This window comes from Raoultibacter timonensis (genome assembly GCF_900240215.1).
Lineage (GTDB): Bacteria > Actinomycetota > Coriobacteriia > Coriobacteriales > Eggerthellaceae > Raoultibacter > Raoultibacter timonensis.
In genome coordinates, this window is the sequence record NZ_LT964679.1 from 1,032,610 (window position 1) to 1,049,750 (window position 17,141).

Consider the following 17,141-nt stretch of genomic DNA (forward strand, 5'->3'; position numbering starts at 1 on the left):
TGGACAAACGCACCATTTCCGACGCACACATCACGACGCCAAGGCCGCCCCCCTCCGCTGCGACGAAAAACCTCCGTTTTCTGCTGCAAAACCAAGGATCGGCCGCCGAGTCGGGCGAATTCCCGCTCACCGCCGAAGATGACGTGTCCGTCGGCAGCGTTATTGTTTCGTCTTTTTTAAATCTTGGTTTCCCCCTCGTGAACCTCCCTATAATGGAACAATCCGTACAACCCCATAAAGGAGGTCCTTTGATGAGTTATGTCGATAACGTCATCGAGCAGGTCAAGGAGAAGAACCCGAACGAGCCCGAGTTCATCCAGGCCGTCACCGAGGTGCTCACGTCGCTCAAGCCAGCAATCGAATCCAACCCCGCATACGAGAAGGCAGGGCTGCTCGAGCGCATCGTCGAGCCCGAGCGTGTGGTCATGTTCCGCGTTCCGTGGGTCGACGACAAGGGCGGCGTTCACGTCAACCGCGGCTACCGCGTCGAGTACAACAGCTGCCTCGGACCCTACAAGGGCGGCCTGCGCCTCCATCCTTCCGTGAACCTCGGCATCATCAAGTTCCTCGGATTCGAGCAGATCTTCAAGAACAGCCTCACCACCCTTCCCATGGGCGGCGGCAAAGGCGGCAGCGACTTCGACCCGAAAGGCAAGTCCGACATGGAGATCATGCGCTTCTGCCAGAGCTTCATGACAGAGCTCTGCCGCCATATCGGCGCGAACACCGACGTTCCCGCGGGCGACATCGGCACGGGTGCCCGCGAGATCGGCTTCATGTTCGGCCAGTACAAGCGCATCCGCAACGAATGGGTCGGCGTGCTCACCGGCAAGGGCCTCTCGTACGGCGGCTCGCTCGTACGCACCGAGGCGACGGGCTACGGCCTCGTGTACTTCGTGCAAGAGTACCTCAACTGCCATGACGATTCGTTCGAGGGCAAGACCGTCGCGGTCTCCGGTTCGGGCAACGTCGCCATCTACGCGACCGAGAAAGCTCAAGAACTCGGAGCCAAAGTCGTCACCATGTCCGATTCGACCGGCTGGATCCATGATCCCGCAGGAATCGATCTCGCCCTCGTCAAGCAGATCAAGGAAGTCGAACGCGCGCGCATTTCCGAATACGCGAACCGCAAGGAAGGCGTCGAATACCATGACGGCAAGGGCGTTTGGTCGGTTCCCGTCGACATCGCATTGCCGTGCGCTACCCAAAACGAGCTTCTGATCGACGACGCCAAGCTGCTGGTGGCCAGCGGATGCAAGATCGTCGCCGAGGGAGCTAACATGCCCACCACCATGGACGCAACCGATTACCTCATGGAAAACGGCGTGGTATTCTGCCCCGGTAAGGCCGCCAATGCCGGCGGCGTAGCCACTTCGGGACTCGAAATGAGCCAGAACTCCGAGCGCCTATCCTGGTCGTTCGAAGAGGTCGACGCCAAGCTGCAGGGCATCATGAAGAACATCTACCACGCAGCCGATGACGCGGCCAAGGAGTACGGCCATGAGGGCAATTACGTCATGGGCGCAAACATCGCCGGGTTCAAGAAGCTCGCCGACGCCATGATGGCGCAGGGCATCGTGTAGTTCTGCCGGCAACCGCCGGATTAACGCAGCGGCTCAACGCGAAACGCTCCGATGAATCGGGGCGTTTCGTTTATGTGCATCTTTCGCAGGGCTTTCCCGCTCGATGCCCTTCCGTTACGATTATCGCTTCGATCGCACGGGGATCCTCGGTGCACGTCAACCTTCGGGCCCCCGTTTACCCATCGTTCGAAAGGAACGCATGAACCGCACGTCTCTTCGCATCCTCTTCACCGCAGCGCTCGCCCTGGCGCTTCTCGCGCTTGCAGCCTGCTCGTCTTCAGGAGAGCAAGCCCCTTCGAAGCCCGCTTACGTGAGCCCCTATGACTGGTCGGGTCTTGCCAAGGAGGACGGCCGCTACACCTACGCCGAAAGCGGCGAGGTCTGCTCGTTCACGGGAATCGACGTATCGGAGCATCAGGGGGCGATCGACTGGAACGCCGTCGCCTCCGACGGTATCGATTTCGCGTTCATCAGGATCGGCAATCGGGGAGCCACCGAGGGAGCCGTGTATCTCGACGAGCGCTACGTCGAAAACATGACCGGAGCTAGAGAAGCCGGCATCCCCGTCGGCGTTTACTTCTTTTCGCAAGCCATTACTGCAGAAGAGGCGCTCGAGGAAGCCGATTTCGTGCTCGCCATGCTCGGCGACGCCGAATTGGCCTATCCGATCGTCTACGACCACGAGCCGGTAGCGGGCATCGAGGGACGCGCAGACGGGCTTTCGCGGGAGCAGATGACCGAGAACGCCCTCGCTTTCTGCACCCGTATCGCCGAAGCGGGGTACGAGCCGATGGTCTACGGCAACAAGCGCGATATAGCACGGTTCGATCTTTCGCAGCTCGAAGGCATCGACGTCTGGTTTGCGGAATACGGAGCGGCAACGCCCTCGGGGCAGTTCGATTTCTCAATATGGCAGTATGCCAACGACGGCACGGTTGCGGGCGTATCCACCGCCGTCGATCTCAACATCCTGTTCATCGCAGACGCGCGGTAGTCCCGAAAGGACGGTTTCATGAGCGAAACGGAAAACCCCCAAGAGACATCGGCTGGAAAGACGGCGGGGACGGAGCGCCGCTTAGACGACCCCGTCAGCGCCGTAGCCCGCCTGTCGACCGGCCGTTTGACGCTGCGCGCGTTTCGGCCTTCGGATGCCGACGACGTGTTCGCTTACTCGAGCGACCCGCGCATCGGCCACGATGCCGGGTGGCCGCCCCACCGCAGCCTCGACGATTCCCTCTCGTTCATCAACGACATCGCTTCGCAGGGCCACGTATGGGCCATCGCGCCCGAAGCGACCGTTTCGGAAAGCAGGCCGCAGGGCATGGTGATCGGATCGGTCGGCCTCATATCCGACCCCGCTCGCAACTACGATAAGGTCCTCATGCTCGGATACGCCATCGGGGCTCGGTTTTGGGGCAAGGGATACACGACCGAGGCCGCACGGGCCGTGATCGCCTACGGTTTCGAAGAGCTCGGACTCGAGGCGATTTCCTGCACGTGCTATCCCTGGAACGCAGCTTCGAAACGGGTGATCGACAAGTGCGGCTTCGAATACGAAGGCACGCGGCACCTGGTCGAAATCGGCCAAGACGGCATACCGGAAGATTTCCTCTGTCACGTGCTTACGAAAGGGCGATGGAACGAACTCGTTCGAAGCGCCTGAAAACGGCTTCGCGGAATGCCAGCCGAAAGCGATCGGCATTCCTATCGAGAGGATTGCCGCATTAGCTCGGCTGCACGACTTTGGCCGAAACAACGTTGCTCGGCGAAATGAGGATGATGCCCGCAGATCCGAGCTGGGGCGCGTTCACGTAAAACGTTCCGTTGATGGTTTCTCCCATGACGAACAGCCCCTCGTCCTGCGTCGATATGACGATGTCGATCCCCGCAACCTCTTCGACGATTTTCTTATCCGGCGTTAAAACGACGATGAAGTCAACCTCGTACTCCTCGAAGTACTCGATCTGCTTCTCGATCATCTTCGTCGTCATCCTCGGTGCAACGCTGAAGATGCCGAATCGGTGATCGCCTTTTTTAAGGATAGTTCCCTCGCGGTACCTTCCCGGGTTCTCCGAATCGATGGAGAATACCGTCGCGTTTTTATCGAGATAGCTCTGCTCGACCTCCTCGACATCGATGGGCGTTTTCTTCTTGGCGCTCGGCGAGGACGAGGATGTCGATCCGTTTCCAGACGGGTTTGCGTCGGATGACGGGACATCGGGACCGGGCTCATCGTCATCGGCGGCGGTCTCGCCTTGTTTTGCCGCTGCGGAACCGTTCTGCGCATGTTTTTCACTGCCGGAGCCGCTTGCTGCGCTCTCGTCTTTACCCGAACCCGCATTCCGCTGAGCCGGACTGTCGGCGCTCTCCTTGCCGTCGGAATCGTCGCTCGTGGCGCCCGGAGCCTCAAGGCCCGAAAGGCCCGCCTCGGCTTCGTCGGCTGCTTTATCGAGCGCATCGGGGTCGGCCGTACCCTGCTGGCCGGATTTCGCACCCGATCCGCTCTTCGCCGTTTCCTCGGGATCAACCGTCCCCTTGAAGACGATTGCCGTGTAGCCGTCCATACGACCTGCAGCGTCATCGATGTTCGAAGCGGCAACGTTCCACGAGTGGCCGATAGCCAGATAGCCGACGAGTCCGCACAGCGAGGCAGCGATAAGCCCGACGAAGACGACGAGCGCGATTTTTTCACGAGATACATTCGACATGGTGCAATCCATTATACCTTCGTCGAAACCATGGGTTTCAGGTTCCGACCAAGTGACATAATTTCAGAGCAAACGGGGATCCTTATTCGGATATATCGTACTTTTCCGCAGGTCAGCGCATTGCAACGAGAGGCTTGGCCTCACGGGTAGCCGCAACGCCGACCATCTTCTCGTAAGCGTAGCGCTCGGGCGTGGCGCCTTCTGCATGGCTGATGCAGATGATTCCGCATTTCGAGAAGCCGTTCTTTTCGAGAAGCCGCTGCATGGGGATATTGCCGGGGTGGGTGTCGATGCGGACGCTTGAGCATCCGAGCTCCTCGGCAAGCCATGCGGCATATTCGAGAATCGAAGCGCCGATGCCGCCGTTTTTTCGATCGCCCGTCACCGCAACGCGGTGCACGACGACGTAGCACGGATCGCCGGGCAGCGATTCGGTGAGCCACGCGCCGTCGGTTATTTCGCGGTAGTCGAACTCTTCGCGACAGGCCACCATCGCGGTCGCCACGGGATTGCCGTTCTCGTCATCGACGACAACGGCTTCCCTGCGGGCTATATCATGCTCGATCACCTCTCGTGCGGGATATCCGCCCTGCCATTGGTCTATGCCCAAAGCCGCAAGGGCGCTCCGGCCGTCGGCCAGTATTTCCATGATGCGGTCCAGATCGGAGAACTCCGCTTTCCTCAGCTCCAATACCGTGCTCTTTCTCTAGTAAAATTAAGCGAACAGACACAATAGCAATCACCGAACCGCGATTCAATGGTTTTTTCCATGTTCTTACGCCGTCTTTTCGAAATTGTTGACCTAGCGGCGCATACTCACTGGTTCGATGGCGCTCTTCACCGATTCATCGCAACATCTTCTCGAAGGCCACGCGGCGTTTCTCGCGGCCGAAATAGTCCTTCACCGCCACTACGCCGCACTCCGAATACCCGTACTTCTCGAGCAGTGCGCGCATCGGCTCGTTCTCGGGATAGATATCCGCTCGCAGCGATTCCCTTCCCCGCTTCCTCGCGAGCCTCTCGGCATCGTCGAGGATGAAGCGCCCGACGCCGCTTCTCCTGGCGGCAGGCGCTACGCTCACCCAGTGGAGTACCGCATACGGCGGCTCTCCCCCAGAATCCTGCGTAAGCCACCTTCCGGAAAACGGTTTGCCGTACTGCGGATCGGGGCTGAAGGATACGGCGTACATGCCGATAGCCACGCCGTCTTTGTTTTCGATGAGGTGCGTCGTTTTGTTCTTTATGCTGTGCATGAGTCGGCGCGGCGAGGGATATTTCTTTCTCCCCTCATCGATGCCGAGTTCTTTGAACGTTTTATGGCCCTCGTCGAGCAGCGCCATCGCCGTCCCGTAATCGTCGCGCTCGGCCACGCGGCTCGAAAAATAGCCGAGCACGGCAGCGGGCCCCAAGAACAAGGGGGCATCGGGTGCCTGCTCGAAACCGCCGTCTTCCGCTGCGGGCTTTTCCTCCCTCTGCGTAACGAGCAGTACCATTACGAGGATGAGGGCGCATCCCCCGATGTCGTAAACGGTTATCGCCGTCTTGAGCCACGCCGCGGAAATGACCATCGCCGACACCGGTTCGACGGCGCACAGAAGGCTCGCCTTGACCGGCCCCGCATCGGTGATGCCCTGCAGGTAGAGCATGTAGGCCCCAAGCGTGCCGACCACGACGATCGCGGCCATCGTTGCGACCATGCCCGGCTCGACGGCAACCGGGATCGTCCACGGCTGCACGAACGCGGTTGCAGCCGCACCGCCGAACGTCATTGCGAGACCTGTCACAATGAGCGACCCCCACTTTTTAAGCACGCGCGCCGGCATAAGGGTGTAGAATGCGAGCGCAAGAGCCGCCACCAAACCCCACGCCAACCCCTCTATCGGAATGGCGAGACCCCCGAGGTTCCCTTGCGTCGAAATGACGACCATGCCGATGAGGGCGAAAACGAGCCCGATCGCCTCGCGCAGCTTGGGAAGCCTGCGGGTGCGCAGGCATACGTAGACCATTATGAACACAAGCCCGATCTGCTCGAGCATGGTGCCGGTGCCCGCATCGGTGTACCCGATGGTGAGCAGATAGCTCACTTGGGTCAAAAGAACGCCGAACAGCGCAAACGCCGCAATGGATATGAGGGAGCGCCAGTCGCGAAACACCGCGACAAGGCCGCGTGGATCCTTCACCGCCGTCGCCGCGAGAAACAGGGCTCCCGCGATACTCATGCGCACGCAGGTGATCCACAAAGCGGGAACGTCGTAGGTCGACATGAGGAGCTGGGCGCACGTGCCCGAGAAACCCCACAGCACACCGCCGAACAGAGCGCATACGACGCCCCTCATCACATGGTTGCCCTGCACGGCCACCGCCCGCCCTTTCTTTATGGTTCGAAGTAATCCGGCAATCCCCTGAAATAAGCCGCGAGCATTGTCGCACGCCGCTACCCTGCGGTAAAGACGCTTCCCTAAGTTTTCACGATCGGCGCAACCGCAGCGAAAAAACGCACCGCCGAAGCGGTGCGCGGAGACAATGCGATTGAAATCCTGCAGGGGTATGCCGGCAGGGGTGCGCCGCTACGACGCCTTCCCCTGAGCTTGTCCGCCCTTGGCTTGATCGAGTATTTTCGCAAGGAACCGTCCCGTATAGCTCTCGGGCACCGCCGCAACATCTTCGGGCGTTCCCGTCGCCACGATCGTACCGCCGCGATCGCCGCCTTCGGGGCCGAGGTCGATGAGGTGATCGGCGCATTTGATGATGTCGAGGTTGTGTTCGATGACGAGCACCGTATTGCCCGCATCGACGAGCCGTTGCAGAACCTCGAGGAGCTGGCGCACATCCTCGAAATGGAGGCCCGTCGTCGGCTCGTCGAGGATGTAGAACGTCTTGCCGGTTTGCCGCCGCTGCAGTTCGCTCGAGAGTTTGACGCGCTGCGCCTCGCCGCCCGACAGCGTGGTGGCGGGCTGGCCGAGCCTGATGTACCCAAGCCCCACATCGTGCAGCGTCTGGAGCTTGCGCTTGATACCAGGGATGTTCTCGAAGAACGCAAGCGCTTCTTCAACCGTCATCTCGAGGATGTCGTAGACGTTCTTGCCGCGGTACGTTACCTGCAGGGTCTCCCGGTTGTAGCGCATGCCGCCGCACACCTCGCACGGCACGTACACGTCGGGCAGGAAGTGCATCTCGATCTTGATCTGGCCGTCGCCCTTGCACGCTTCGCAGCGCCCGCCGCTCACGTTGAACGAGAAGCGGCCCGGCGAGTATCCGCGCGCCTTGGCCTCTTGCGTGGATGCGAAGAGCTGACGGATGTCGTCCCACAGCCCGATGTAGGTGGCGGGATTCGACCGCGGCGTGCGCCCGATGGGGCTCTGGTCGATGTTGATGACCTTATCGAGCAGATCGCTGCCGGTCATCTTCCGATAAGCCCCCGTGCGACGGCGGGCATGGTTGACGCGGTTTGCGAGCGCAGGCGCAAGCGTGTCGGTGATGAGCGAGCTCTTGCCCGAACCCGATACGCCGGTCACGACGGTCAGCTCGCCGATCGGGATCTCGATGTCGACGTTCTTGAGGTTATTCTCGGTTGCGCCTAAAAGCTTGATGGCCCCGCGCTTCGCGTGGCGGCGCTCTTCGGGCAGCTCGATCTTCCTGCGGCCCGACAGGTAATCCGCCGTAAACGAGTTCTTCGCCCTGAGGATCTGCTTCGGCGTTCCTTCGGCGACCACCTCGCNCCTGCGGCCCGACAGGTAATCCGCCGTAAACGAGTTCTTCGCCCTGAGGATCTGCTTCGGCGTTCCTTCGGCGACCACCTCGCCGCCGTTTTCCCCCGCGCCGGGGCCCATGTCGATAACGTAATCGGCATGGCGGATCGTATCTTCGTCGTGTTCGACGACGATGACGGTGTTGCCGAGGTCGCGCAGCCGTTCGAGCGTCGCGATCAGGCGCTCGTTGTCGCGCTGGTGCAGACCGATGGACGGCTCGTCGAGGATGTAGAGCACGCCCATCAGACCCGCGCCGATCTGCGTGGCGAGCCTAATGCGCTGCGCCTCGCCGCCCGATAAGGTAGCGGTTGCGCGCTCGAGGGTAAGGTAGTCGAGCCCCACGTCGACGAGGAAGCGCAGGCGCGCCGCAATCTCCTTCACGATGGGCCCTGCGATCTGCTCGTCGGACCCCGTGAAGGAAAGGCCCTCGAAGAAGGCGAGCGAATCGACGGCGCTCATCTCGGTGACCTCGTGGATGTTCCTGCCCCCCACCGTGACGGCGAGGATCTCGGGCTTGAGGCGCTTGCCCCCGCAGGTTTGGCACGGAACGATGGCGAAGTACTGCGCGTACTTCTCTCGCTGGCTATCGCTCGTGGACTCCTGGTAGCGGTGCATGACCGCAGCGCAGGCGCCCTCCCAATCGATGTACCAGTACGTTTCGCGCCCGTCGACGGTTACGTAATCGACGCGCACCTTCTCCTTGGGAAGCCCGTAGAGCAGCGCATCGCGCACCTTCTTCGGCATGTCCTCCCAGGGCGTATCGGATGAGACCCCCATATGCTTTGCAACGGCACGCAGCACCTGCGGGTAGTAGTTCCCCGAGGTGAACGGCGCGATAACACCCTCGTCGAGCGAGAGCGACGGATCGGGAACCAAAAGGCTCGCGTCGACCTCTTCCCTGCTTCCGATGCCGAGGCAATCGGGGCAGGCGCCGTAAGGCGCATTGAACGAGAAGTCGCGCGGCTGCAGCTCGTCCATGGAGTGGCCGTGCTCGGGGCACGCGAGCGCGAGCGAGAACACGTACTCGCCTTCCTGCAAGCCGCCCGTTGCACCCGAAGAGGTGGCGCCGCTCGCCTTGGGCTTGCCGTCTTCGCCGAGCACCTGCACGAGCACGCGCCCGTCGGCGAGCTTCGTGGCCATCTCGACCGCTTCGGCGATACGGCTGACCGCGTCGCGCTTGAGCACTACGCGGTCGACGACGACGTCGATGAAGTGCTTGATCTTCTTGTTGAGCACGATCGTCTCGCCGTCGAGCTTCTTCACTTCGCCGTCGATGCGGACGCGCGAGAAGCCCTCCTTCTGCAGATCCTGGAAGAGCTTCGTGAACTCGCCCTTGCGGCCGACGACGACCGGTGCCATGACGAGCGCCTTCGCGCCTTCGCCGATCGAGAGGATCTCATCGGCCACCTGATCGGTCGTCTGCTTCTTGATCTCGCGGCCGCACTCGGGACAATGGGGCACGCCCACGCGGGCGAACAACAGACGCAGATAGTCGTAGATCTCGGTCGTGGTGCCCACGGTGGAGCGGGGGTTCTTGCTCGTGGTCTTCTGGTCGATCGAGACCGCCGGCGAAAGCCCGTCGATGCTGTCGAGGTCGGGCTTGTTCATCTGGCCGAGAAACTGACGGGCGTAGCTCGACAGGCTCTCGACGTAGCGGCGCTGCCCCTCGGCGTACATGGTGTCGAACGCCAGGGAGCTTTTTCCGGAACCCGACAATCCCGTGATCACAACGAGCTTGTCACGCGGAATGGTCAGGTCGATATCTTTGAGGTTGTGCTCGCGAGCACCCTTGATGACGATTGAATTCTGTGCCATATTCGTTAGCTTCTTTCGCTTCGCTTTCGGGCCGTCCGGCTTCCAGAGCAAACTCGGCTGACAGTCCGACCGTACGTATCACGCAAACGCCCATTGTAACGCAGACGGTCTCAAAAGCGGAACAAAATTAGAACAATCGTTCCCTATTCAAATGATTTGCACATTCTGTTCGATAGCGCCCTTTCGAGCGCGACGGAAGGCGGGGGCGCCCCGTGCGGCGAAAGGCGCGGAAGGCGGGTTCGCTTCGCTTACGGCGCGCTTCAGACTCGCAGCCCGCGATGCGCACGCTGCACGCCAAGGTCGGAGGCAGCCTGCACCGCGAGGTTTCCCGCTGCGGATCGCGATACGCCCGCAGCTTGCAATGCGCACGCATCCTCGCACAGCCCGCCCTTAGGGATTTCCCGAAATTCGCCTCGTTTAACTTCTGCATCGATACAGGAAGTGCTATTCTTCGCTCCATGGAAGACACACCGAACATAGCGAAGCGGCGCCTGCGCGAGGAGCGCACCATCTCCCAGATGATCTCATTGTACTGCGCCGGCAACCACAGCGACCGCGACCGGAGCGAAACCGCCTACTGCGGCGAGTCTCTTTGCGAGGAGTGCAAGGCCATCGACGACTACGCGGTGCTCCGTACGCAACGCTGCCGCAAGATGGAAGTCAAGACCTCGTGCGACGAGTGCGAGCACCACTGCTACAAGCCCGAAGAGCGAAAGAGCATCCGCACGGTCATGCGCTACTCGGGGCCCCGCATGATGAAGGCGCATCCCATCGCCGCCCTACGCCACCTTCTCGGCAGATAGCCGGGGTCGGCCGTGGTCCGGCGTTGCAGCATAGGCCGGACGCATGGACGCACGAGTGTTGCGGAATCGCCTGCTCGTGGCAGAAAACGCAAGGTTTTCGTCGCCGGAAGCGGGCGCCCCGCGCTGCCGCCGCCCCTGTAAACGGATTACCCCAGGTAGGGCCTTCCTGCAAGGAATTGCATCGGGTGGGAAGGCGCGACTTTGGACGCTAGCGCGACGAAAACCTTGCGTTTTCTGCCACGAGTTCCCTCGTCCGGCGCATGCGACCCCGATCGGGCCGATCGGCTCAGCGCTCCCGCTTCGCCCCCGCCCGTTTGACATGGCGGGCGGGTCTGCACCGCCCGCACGCCATGCCGCCTACCTGCGCGAGTCGATGGCCTGGCCGATGATACCGCGCGCAGCACCGTACGTAACGAGCAGATACGACCCGTACACCGCCACAACGAGCAGCACGGTCATCAGCGTAGGCCCGGTAATCGAGACGCCGACGCTTGTAAACAGGCTCGTACTCGTTACGCCGATCGCGCAAACGGCGTGGCACACCGCAAGACCGAGCGGCGCGATGAAGTAGATGAGCACTTGGGCGAGCAGTGACCGCGCGATCATCGGGCGATCGCACCCGAGCTTCGAGAGCAGCCGATAGCGCTCGATGCTGTCGCTGGCTTCGGAAAGCTGCTGGATGGCGAGCACGGCGGCGGTCGTGATGAGGAACACGAAGCCGATGTAGAGCGCAAGGTACGTGATGAGCATACGCATGCCGCCCGATTGCGCAATGACCTCCTGTGCGGTGAACGTCATCGACACGGGCCACGAATCGCTCTTGTAGGCGAACCCGTTTCGCGCTGTTTGATCGTCGGGCGGCAGAGCCTTGCCGAGCGCTTCCATAAGAGCCGTATCGCCTTCGGTCCGATCCGCCTTGTAGTCGATGTTGAGGTAGCTCATATAGGGCACGGCCCCTTGGTCCCTCACGGCGGCAATAACGTCATCGGGTACGATGAGCTGCGCGGCATCGCCCGCGAAGGAGTGGACATCGAGCGATTGGGCGTATACGCGATCGCTCTTGCTTTCGAGGGCGACGCCTCCTACCGTCACATCGCCGTCGAGCTGGGCGAGCCGATCGGAAAGCACGCTTCCCGATTCTGCGAGGTTGTTCACAACGTAGCCGTTCGATCCGACGTCGACCGGATCCTCCCCCGTCGCTTCGCGCAGTGCGTTAAACTGCGATGCGCTGATGATCTGGACGGGCGTTGTCTCGACCATGGCAGCCCTGTCTTCGGCAAGCCCGAGCGTGCTCGTGTCGACAAGCTGCCCGTACATCAGATCGGGCGCCTGGTATATATCGAGCTGCATGACGCGCTCGGCAAAGGCGTCCCAATCAACGCCCAACGAGGCCAGGTACGTTTCGATGTCGAAGTCGTTTTCCCTCCCTAAGGCGATAACGCGTTTGGCGTCCTCTCGGTACTCGGGATCCATGTCCTCGACGTTCTGGCTGTCCCAGAACACGTTCGCCGTCAAAGTGGCATCGTAGCGCGTTCCGTCTTCGACGCCGCTCGTAAACGCCTCGACCATACCCATGCCGCACGAGAACACGGTGATGCTGAAAAACAGCATCACGCAGACCACCGAAAGCGACACGAACGCCGTATTTATCTTGCTCGCGATCTGACGCACGGTAAAGGTGTTGAGGCCCTTGTAGTACACGCGTTTGCTGCGCTGCAGCATCGCGATGGCGAACCCCGACAGCGAATAGAAGAACAACGTCGTGCCCACGACCATGAGCACGGTCGCCCAGAGGAACTTCGGGTCGTCGAGCATGACGAGCCCGTTCTGTACGAGCAGCGCATAAGCAACGGCCAATACCGCGACCGAAACCACAAACAGCACGAGGCTCGCCCACGGGCTTCTCATCTTCATCTTCTCGTTCTTCGCCCGGGCGGAAAGCAGATCGATCAGCTTGTAGCGGCTCACCGTGAAGGTGTTGAACAGGGCGACGATAAGGTATATCACCGCAAAGCATATAAGCGTGAGCATGCAAGCGTCGCCCGAGAACACGAATTGGTACTGAACCATGGGTATGCTGAATAGCGCCGCCGTCAAGAACGAAAGCCCCTGGGAGAGCGCGATGCCGAGCGCTAGGCCGATCGCAAGCGATACGATGCCCACCAAGAGCGTCTCGATCAACACGATCTGAGAGACCGTCGAAGGCTTCATGCCGAGCGTCAGGTAGATGCCGAACTCGTGCTTGCGGCGGCGGATGAGAAACCTGTTCGCGTAGATGATGAGGAACCCGAGCACGCAGGCTATGAACACCGAAAAGATACCGAGGAACTGGCCGGTCATGATGAAGATGCTCTCGGTTGCCTCGTCCTTGAGATCGAACAGCACCGATTGGTTCTGGATCGAGTTGAACGCATAGAACACGGCAACGCCGAACACGAGGGTTATGAAGTATATCGCATAGTCTTTGAACGACCGCTTTATGTTGCGGACGGCTAGTTTAGCGCGCATCGCCCGCATCGCCTCCCAAAAATGTGACCACTTCCATGATCCGGCCGAAGAAATCCTTCCGCGAGGTGTCGCCCCTGCGTATCTCGTTGAACACCGTGCCGTCTTTGATGAACAGGATGCGCTTGGCGAACGAAGCGGCATAGGAATCGTGCGTGACCATCATGATCGTCGCACCGAGATGCGCGTTCATCATCTCCATGGTTTCGAGCATGATCGTCGCGCTGCGGGAATCGAGCGCGCCGGTCGGCTCGTCGGCAAGTACGAGCTTCGGATCGGCCGCCATGGCGCGAGCCGCGGCGATGCGCTGTTTCTGGCCGCCCGACATCTGGTAGGGATACTTCTTCAGCACATCGGAAACGCCGAGCGTTTCGGCGATGGCGTTCACCTTCGCTGAGATCTGATTGGCGGGAATGCCCTTGATCGAAAGCGCGATCGAGATGTTCTCGAACCCGTTCAGGGTATCGAGCAGATTCGAATCCTGGAAGATGAAGCCGAGCTCGTCGCGCCTGAACCGCGCAAGCTCGCGAGAGCGCAGGTTCGTGATGTCGCGCCCGCCGATGAGGATATGCCCGCTCGTCACGGTATCGATGGTTGCAACGCAGTTCAAGAGCGTCGTTTTGCCGGAGCCCGAAGGACCCATGATGCCGATGAACTCGCCGGGCACCACGTCGAAGCTCACGCCCGAGAGCGCATGGGTGATCGAATCTTTGGTGCCGTACACCTTCTCGATATGCCGCACGGATAAAATGGGCTGGACACCGCCGAAACCCTGGCCTGTGCGGGCCGCTTCGGTACTGCTCGAAATAGGGGTTGCGTAAGCTTCTGCCATGGTGTCTATCCCTCGCTTCTTCCTGCTGCGTGCAACGGGGAGATCAAGCGTCTGACCGCATCGATCGCCTCGAGTATCCTGATTACAGCCTTCTCGTTCATGACTGCCTCCTTTTCTTGACACCGAACATCCTAGAGGAGGCCGCTCGCGCGATCCATCGATCAGGCTTACCGCTCTCTTACGCTTTTGTAAGCTAGCGGTTTTTTTCGGATGAGCCTACGGCGCAGGCGCGCTCAGCGCAGGGCATCGAGCCGCCGCCTGTCATGGGGGAACGCGATCATCACCCGCGTACCGCTCCCCTCCTCCGAAGCGATGGCGATACCGAGGCCCATCTCGGCGCACATGACGGCGCAGAGGTACAAACCCATACCCGTCGAAGTCCCATGGGTTCTGCCGTTACGTCCGGTGAACCCCTTCTCGAACACCGAATCGATGTCGGAGGCGGGAATGCCGCAGCCGTTATCGGCTATCTCGAGCACCGTTCGCGAAGCCGCGGTTCCCTGGTCTTCGACATGCGCCGTCGCAACGATGGAAGTCGAATCGTATCGCGCCGCATTTGCGAGAATCTGCCCGAGCACGAACTGCAGCCATTTAGCGTCGGCGAATACCGCCGCATCGTCGTCTACGTCGACGCACACGCCGACGCCGCTGCCGATAAGCAGCTGAGCGTTCTTCCTGACCGACTCGCGCACGCACGAGGCAAGGTTGACCTCTCTGATCGAATAGTCTTTCTGCAACGAGGTGGACCGGGCGTAATACAGAGCCTGCTCGACGTATCCCTCGATCCTCCCAAGCTCCGATTTGATCTTGTCGGCCTCCGGTCCGTGAAGCTCCGAAGACATGATCTTCGCGGCCGCTATCGGTGTCTTTATCTCGTGAATCCACGTCTCTACGTACTCGCGATACGAATTTACCATGTCGCGGTAGCGCGCCACCTCGTCGTTCATGGATTTTCCCGCCGCACCGATCGCATCGTAGGCGACGCGCCCCTCGAGAAACGACGGGCGCTCGATGAGCTCGGCGGCAAGATAGGCTTCCGTCTGCCGCGACAGCGACTCGACGATCGCATCGAGCTCGTCGTAGAAGCGCCTGCGTCTCGCGTACCCGTAGACCGTCGTAAGCGCGAGACAGGCAACCATGATGGCCGCCAAGAACAGGATCGCGGAAGTTCCCACGCCGAGAATGGCGAGCATCCAACCGATGACGGCTATGACAACGACCCACGCCGCAAGCGATACGACGTTGTCGACAAGGTATTCCGACAGCTTCATAAACGCCTCTCAGACAAGGTAGCCTTGGCCCCTCCGCGTGACCAGGTAGTCGGTAACCCCCACGCGCTCGAGGCTCTTGCGCAACCTATTGATGTTCACCGTCAGCGTATTATCGTCAACGAATTCGTCCGATTGCCAAAGCTCGTTCATGATCTCTTGACGAGAGATGATCGTATCGTGGTTCTCCATGAGTAAGGCGAGTATCTTCAGCTCGTTTCGGGTCAAATCGATGCTGAGGTCGCCTGCTGTTACGACCCCTTTCGCCAAATCGAGCGTAAGGCCCTTATGGGTTATCCTCGAAGGCGCCGCATGGCGTTGCGTCCGCCTTAGCACCGATTGGATGCGCGCCAGCAGAATAGCCGGATTGTAGGGTTTCGTCACATAGTCGTCGGCGCCGAGATTCATGCTCATGAGCTCGTCGAATTCGCTATCGGACGAAGTGAGCATGATGATGGGAACCTGGCTTTTTGCCCGAAGGTCGCGCACGATGTTGAATCCCGATGTTCCGGGCAGTTTGAGGTCGAGGACAACGCAATCGGGACCGTATTCGAGTATCTCGTCAACCGTGCGATCGAATCGGACGGCTGCGGCGCACTGGTATCCCTGAAGCTCCAAAACGTGCAGGAGTTCCGTTCTCAGCGATGCGTCGTCTTCGACGACGAACAGTTTCGGCACCGGATACTCCTTTCGAGACGTTTTTCCTTATGGTAAACGAATCGGCTCGAGAGCGGCGTGCCCGTCACTGTTTCGTTGACGTCGTTTTCCCGGCCCCGGCACCCTTCGGCACGACGGGACACGACGGATCCGAGCTTTTGAAATAACGGATGATGAAGCTTATGCCCGCAACGGCGAGCGCAAGGCCGAGCCCCGTATAAAAAAAGGCGATGAACCATTCGGGTACAAGACCCGACATGCGAAGCGCGATACCGCCGCCCATCATGAACGCCATGATGAGGTAGCCTTTCTTGTCAAAGAACTTCCAGATGTGCGTCCGATCATCCGCATAGCCCCTGATCCTGTTAGCATGCTTGCCGACCATCTTCGTAAACACGAAGATGTGGAATACGATGAAGATGACGACGGTCCCCACAAGCAGCACCCAGAATATCCATCCGGCCTCGTGGAGATACGCCCCTATGCCGATATTGGCGATATTGAGTCCCGCTATCATCCAGACGATGCCCGCCACCAAGAGCAGCTTCTCCGTCGCTATTTTAAGCACACCCATTGCAGAGACCTACCTTCTCGAATCGTAGAGCGAAGCGCGCAGCAGCGAAGCGAGCACACGGCAATTCGACGCGCCCTCGCTGAGCGCAGAGAGCATCGAATCGAGCACGAACCCCGAGACATCCTCAGGCGCCATGCCCTCCAGCCTTCCGACGTCGGCATTCGGATCCGACTCCAGCACGCGCGTCAGGCCATCGCCCATATGCGCGAACACCTGCTTTTCGCGCTCGTGCCCTACGGCTTCGCCTCTCAGCATCATGGCCCTGATCTCTGGCAGCCAATCCGATCGAAACGCTGCGAGCGCATTGCGCATGGCCTCGTATACGCGCTCGACGTACTCGACGAAATCCTCGTCTTCAAGGGGATTGCACGCCGCGGCCGTTAGCGAGTTTCGCCAGAACATGGCAACGACTTCGGCGATCAAGCCGCCTTTCGAGGCAACGTGGTTGTAGATGGTGCCGACCGACACGCCGCACGCCGTAGCGACCTCGCGGATCCCAAGCGACGAGAGGCCGTTTTCCGAAGCCATGCAATACGCCGCTTCGACGATCGCCTGTTTATCTATCGTTTGCCGCGCCACCGAGGTCCTTTCCCGCGCGAACGTCTTCGCCCTTGCTTTTTTACAAGATGCCGCATTCGTGTATGAAC

Annotated in this window: 14 protein-coding genes; 4 read left to right on the forward strand and 10 right to left on the reverse strand. The window is 60.4% G+C overall.

Features of this window, described 5'->3' with window-relative positions:
• Positions 1–251: 251 nt before the first annotated feature.
• From gdhA to C1722_RS04570, 3 genes are all read left to right on the forward strand, one after another.
• The gene (gdhA, locus tag C1722_RS04560; protein ID WP_102378194.1) at positions 252–1,583 is read left to right on the forward strand and encodes an NADP-specific glutamate dehydrogenase; all 1,332 of its coding nucleotides are present in this window, start codon (positions 252–254) and stop codon (positions 1,581–1,583) included.
• Positions 1,584–1,782: 199 nt separating this feature from the next.
• Positions 1,783–2,577: a glycoside hydrolase family 25 protein gene (locus C1722_RS04565; protein ID WP_244902445.1), complete on the forward strand. Its 795-nt coding sequence runs from the start codon at positions 1,783–1,785 to the stop codon at positions 2,575–2,577.
• 18 nt (positions 2,578–2,595) lie between these two features.
• Complete coding sequence (locus C1722_RS04570; protein ID WP_102378195.1) at positions 2,596–3,246, forward strand: GNAT family N-acetyltransferase; 651 nt, start codon at positions 2,596–2,598, stop codon at positions 3,244–3,246.
• Positions 3,247–3,307: 61 nt separating this feature from the next.
• On the opposite strand, the gene C1722_RS04575 is transcribed toward C1722_RS04570, so the two are convergent.
• From C1722_RS04575 to uvrA, 4 genes are all read right to left on the reverse strand, one after another.
• Entirely contained in the window at positions 3,308–4,291 is a 984-nt protein-coding gene (locus C1722_RS04575; RefSeq protein ID WP_102378196.1) for an ICP22 family protein, read from the reverse strand.
• Between the two features lie 112 nt (positions 4,292–4,403).
• A complete protein-coding gene (locus tag C1722_RS04580; RefSeq protein WP_244902446.1) occupies positions 4,404–4,982 on the reverse strand; it encodes a GNAT family N-acetyltransferase in 579 nt (192 codons plus the stop codon).
• A 154-nt stretch (positions 4,983–5,136) separates the two neighbouring features.
• The gene (locus tag C1722_RS04585; RefSeq protein WP_342352751.1) at positions 5,137–6,651 is read right to left on the reverse strand and encodes a GNAT family N-acetyltransferase; all 1,515 of its coding nucleotides are present in this window, start codon (positions 6,649–6,651) and stop codon (positions 5,137–5,139) included.
• Between the two features lie 207 nt (positions 6,652–6,858).
• Complete coding sequence (uvrA, locus tag C1722_RS04590) at positions 6,859–9,855, reverse strand: excinuclease ABC subunit UvrA (protein WP_102378197.1); 2,997 nt, start codon at positions 9,853–9,855, stop codon at positions 6,859–6,861.
• 458 nt (positions 9,856–10,313) lie between these two features.
• Here uvrA and C1722_RS04595 point away from each other — a divergent pair, with 458 nt between their 5' ends.
• Positions 10,314–10,658, forward strand: a complete 345-nt coding sequence (locus C1722_RS04595; RefSeq protein WP_102379534.1) for a nitrous oxide-stimulated promoter family protein — start codon at positions 10,314–10,316, stop codon at positions 10,656–10,658.
• Positions 10,659–11,015: 357 nt separating this feature from the next.
• On the opposite strand, the gene C1722_RS04600 is transcribed toward C1722_RS04595, so the two are convergent.
• From C1722_RS04600 to C1722_RS04625, 6 genes are all read right to left on the reverse strand, one after another.
• Positions 11,016–13,166 carry an ABC transporter permease gene (locus C1722_RS04600; protein WP_102379535.1) on the reverse strand — a complete coding sequence of 717 codons (2,151 nt, stop codon included), beginning with the start codon at positions 13,164–13,166 and terminating at the stop codon, positions 11,016–11,018.
• The gene (locus C1722_RS04605) at positions 13,156–13,995 is read right to left on the reverse strand and encodes an ABC transporter ATP-binding protein (protein WP_102378198.1); all 840 of its coding nucleotides are present in this window, start codon (positions 13,993–13,995) and stop codon (positions 13,156–13,158) included. The genes C1722_RS04600 and C1722_RS04605 overlap by 11 nt, the downstream gene beginning before the upstream one ends.
• Positions 13,996–14,228: 233 nt before the next feature.
• On the reverse strand, positions 14,229–15,266 hold the full coding sequence (locus tag C1722_RS04610; protein WP_102378199.1) for a sensor histidine kinase: 1,038 nt from the start codon (positions 15,264–15,266) through the stop codon (positions 14,229–14,231).
• A 9-nt stretch (positions 15,267–15,275) separates the two neighbouring features.
• Complete coding sequence (locus tag C1722_RS04615) at positions 15,276–15,941, reverse strand: response regulator transcription factor (protein ID WP_102378200.1); 666 nt, start codon at positions 15,939–15,941, stop codon at positions 15,276–15,278.
• A 64-nt stretch (positions 15,942–16,005) separates the two neighbouring features.
• Positions 16,006–16,494 carry a hypothetical protein gene (locus tag C1722_RS04620; RefSeq protein ID WP_102378201.1) on the reverse strand — a complete coding sequence of 163 codons (489 nt, stop codon included), beginning with the start codon at positions 16,492–16,494 and terminating at the stop codon, positions 16,006–16,008.
• A gap of 9 nt (positions 16,495–16,503) precedes the next feature.
• Positions 16,504–17,073 carry a TetR/AcrR family transcriptional regulator gene (locus tag C1722_RS04625; RefSeq protein WP_180995036.1) on the reverse strand — a complete coding sequence of 190 codons (570 nt, stop codon included), beginning with the start codon at positions 17,071–17,073 and terminating at the stop codon, positions 16,504–16,506.
• Positions 17,074–17,141: the final 68 nt, after the last annotated feature.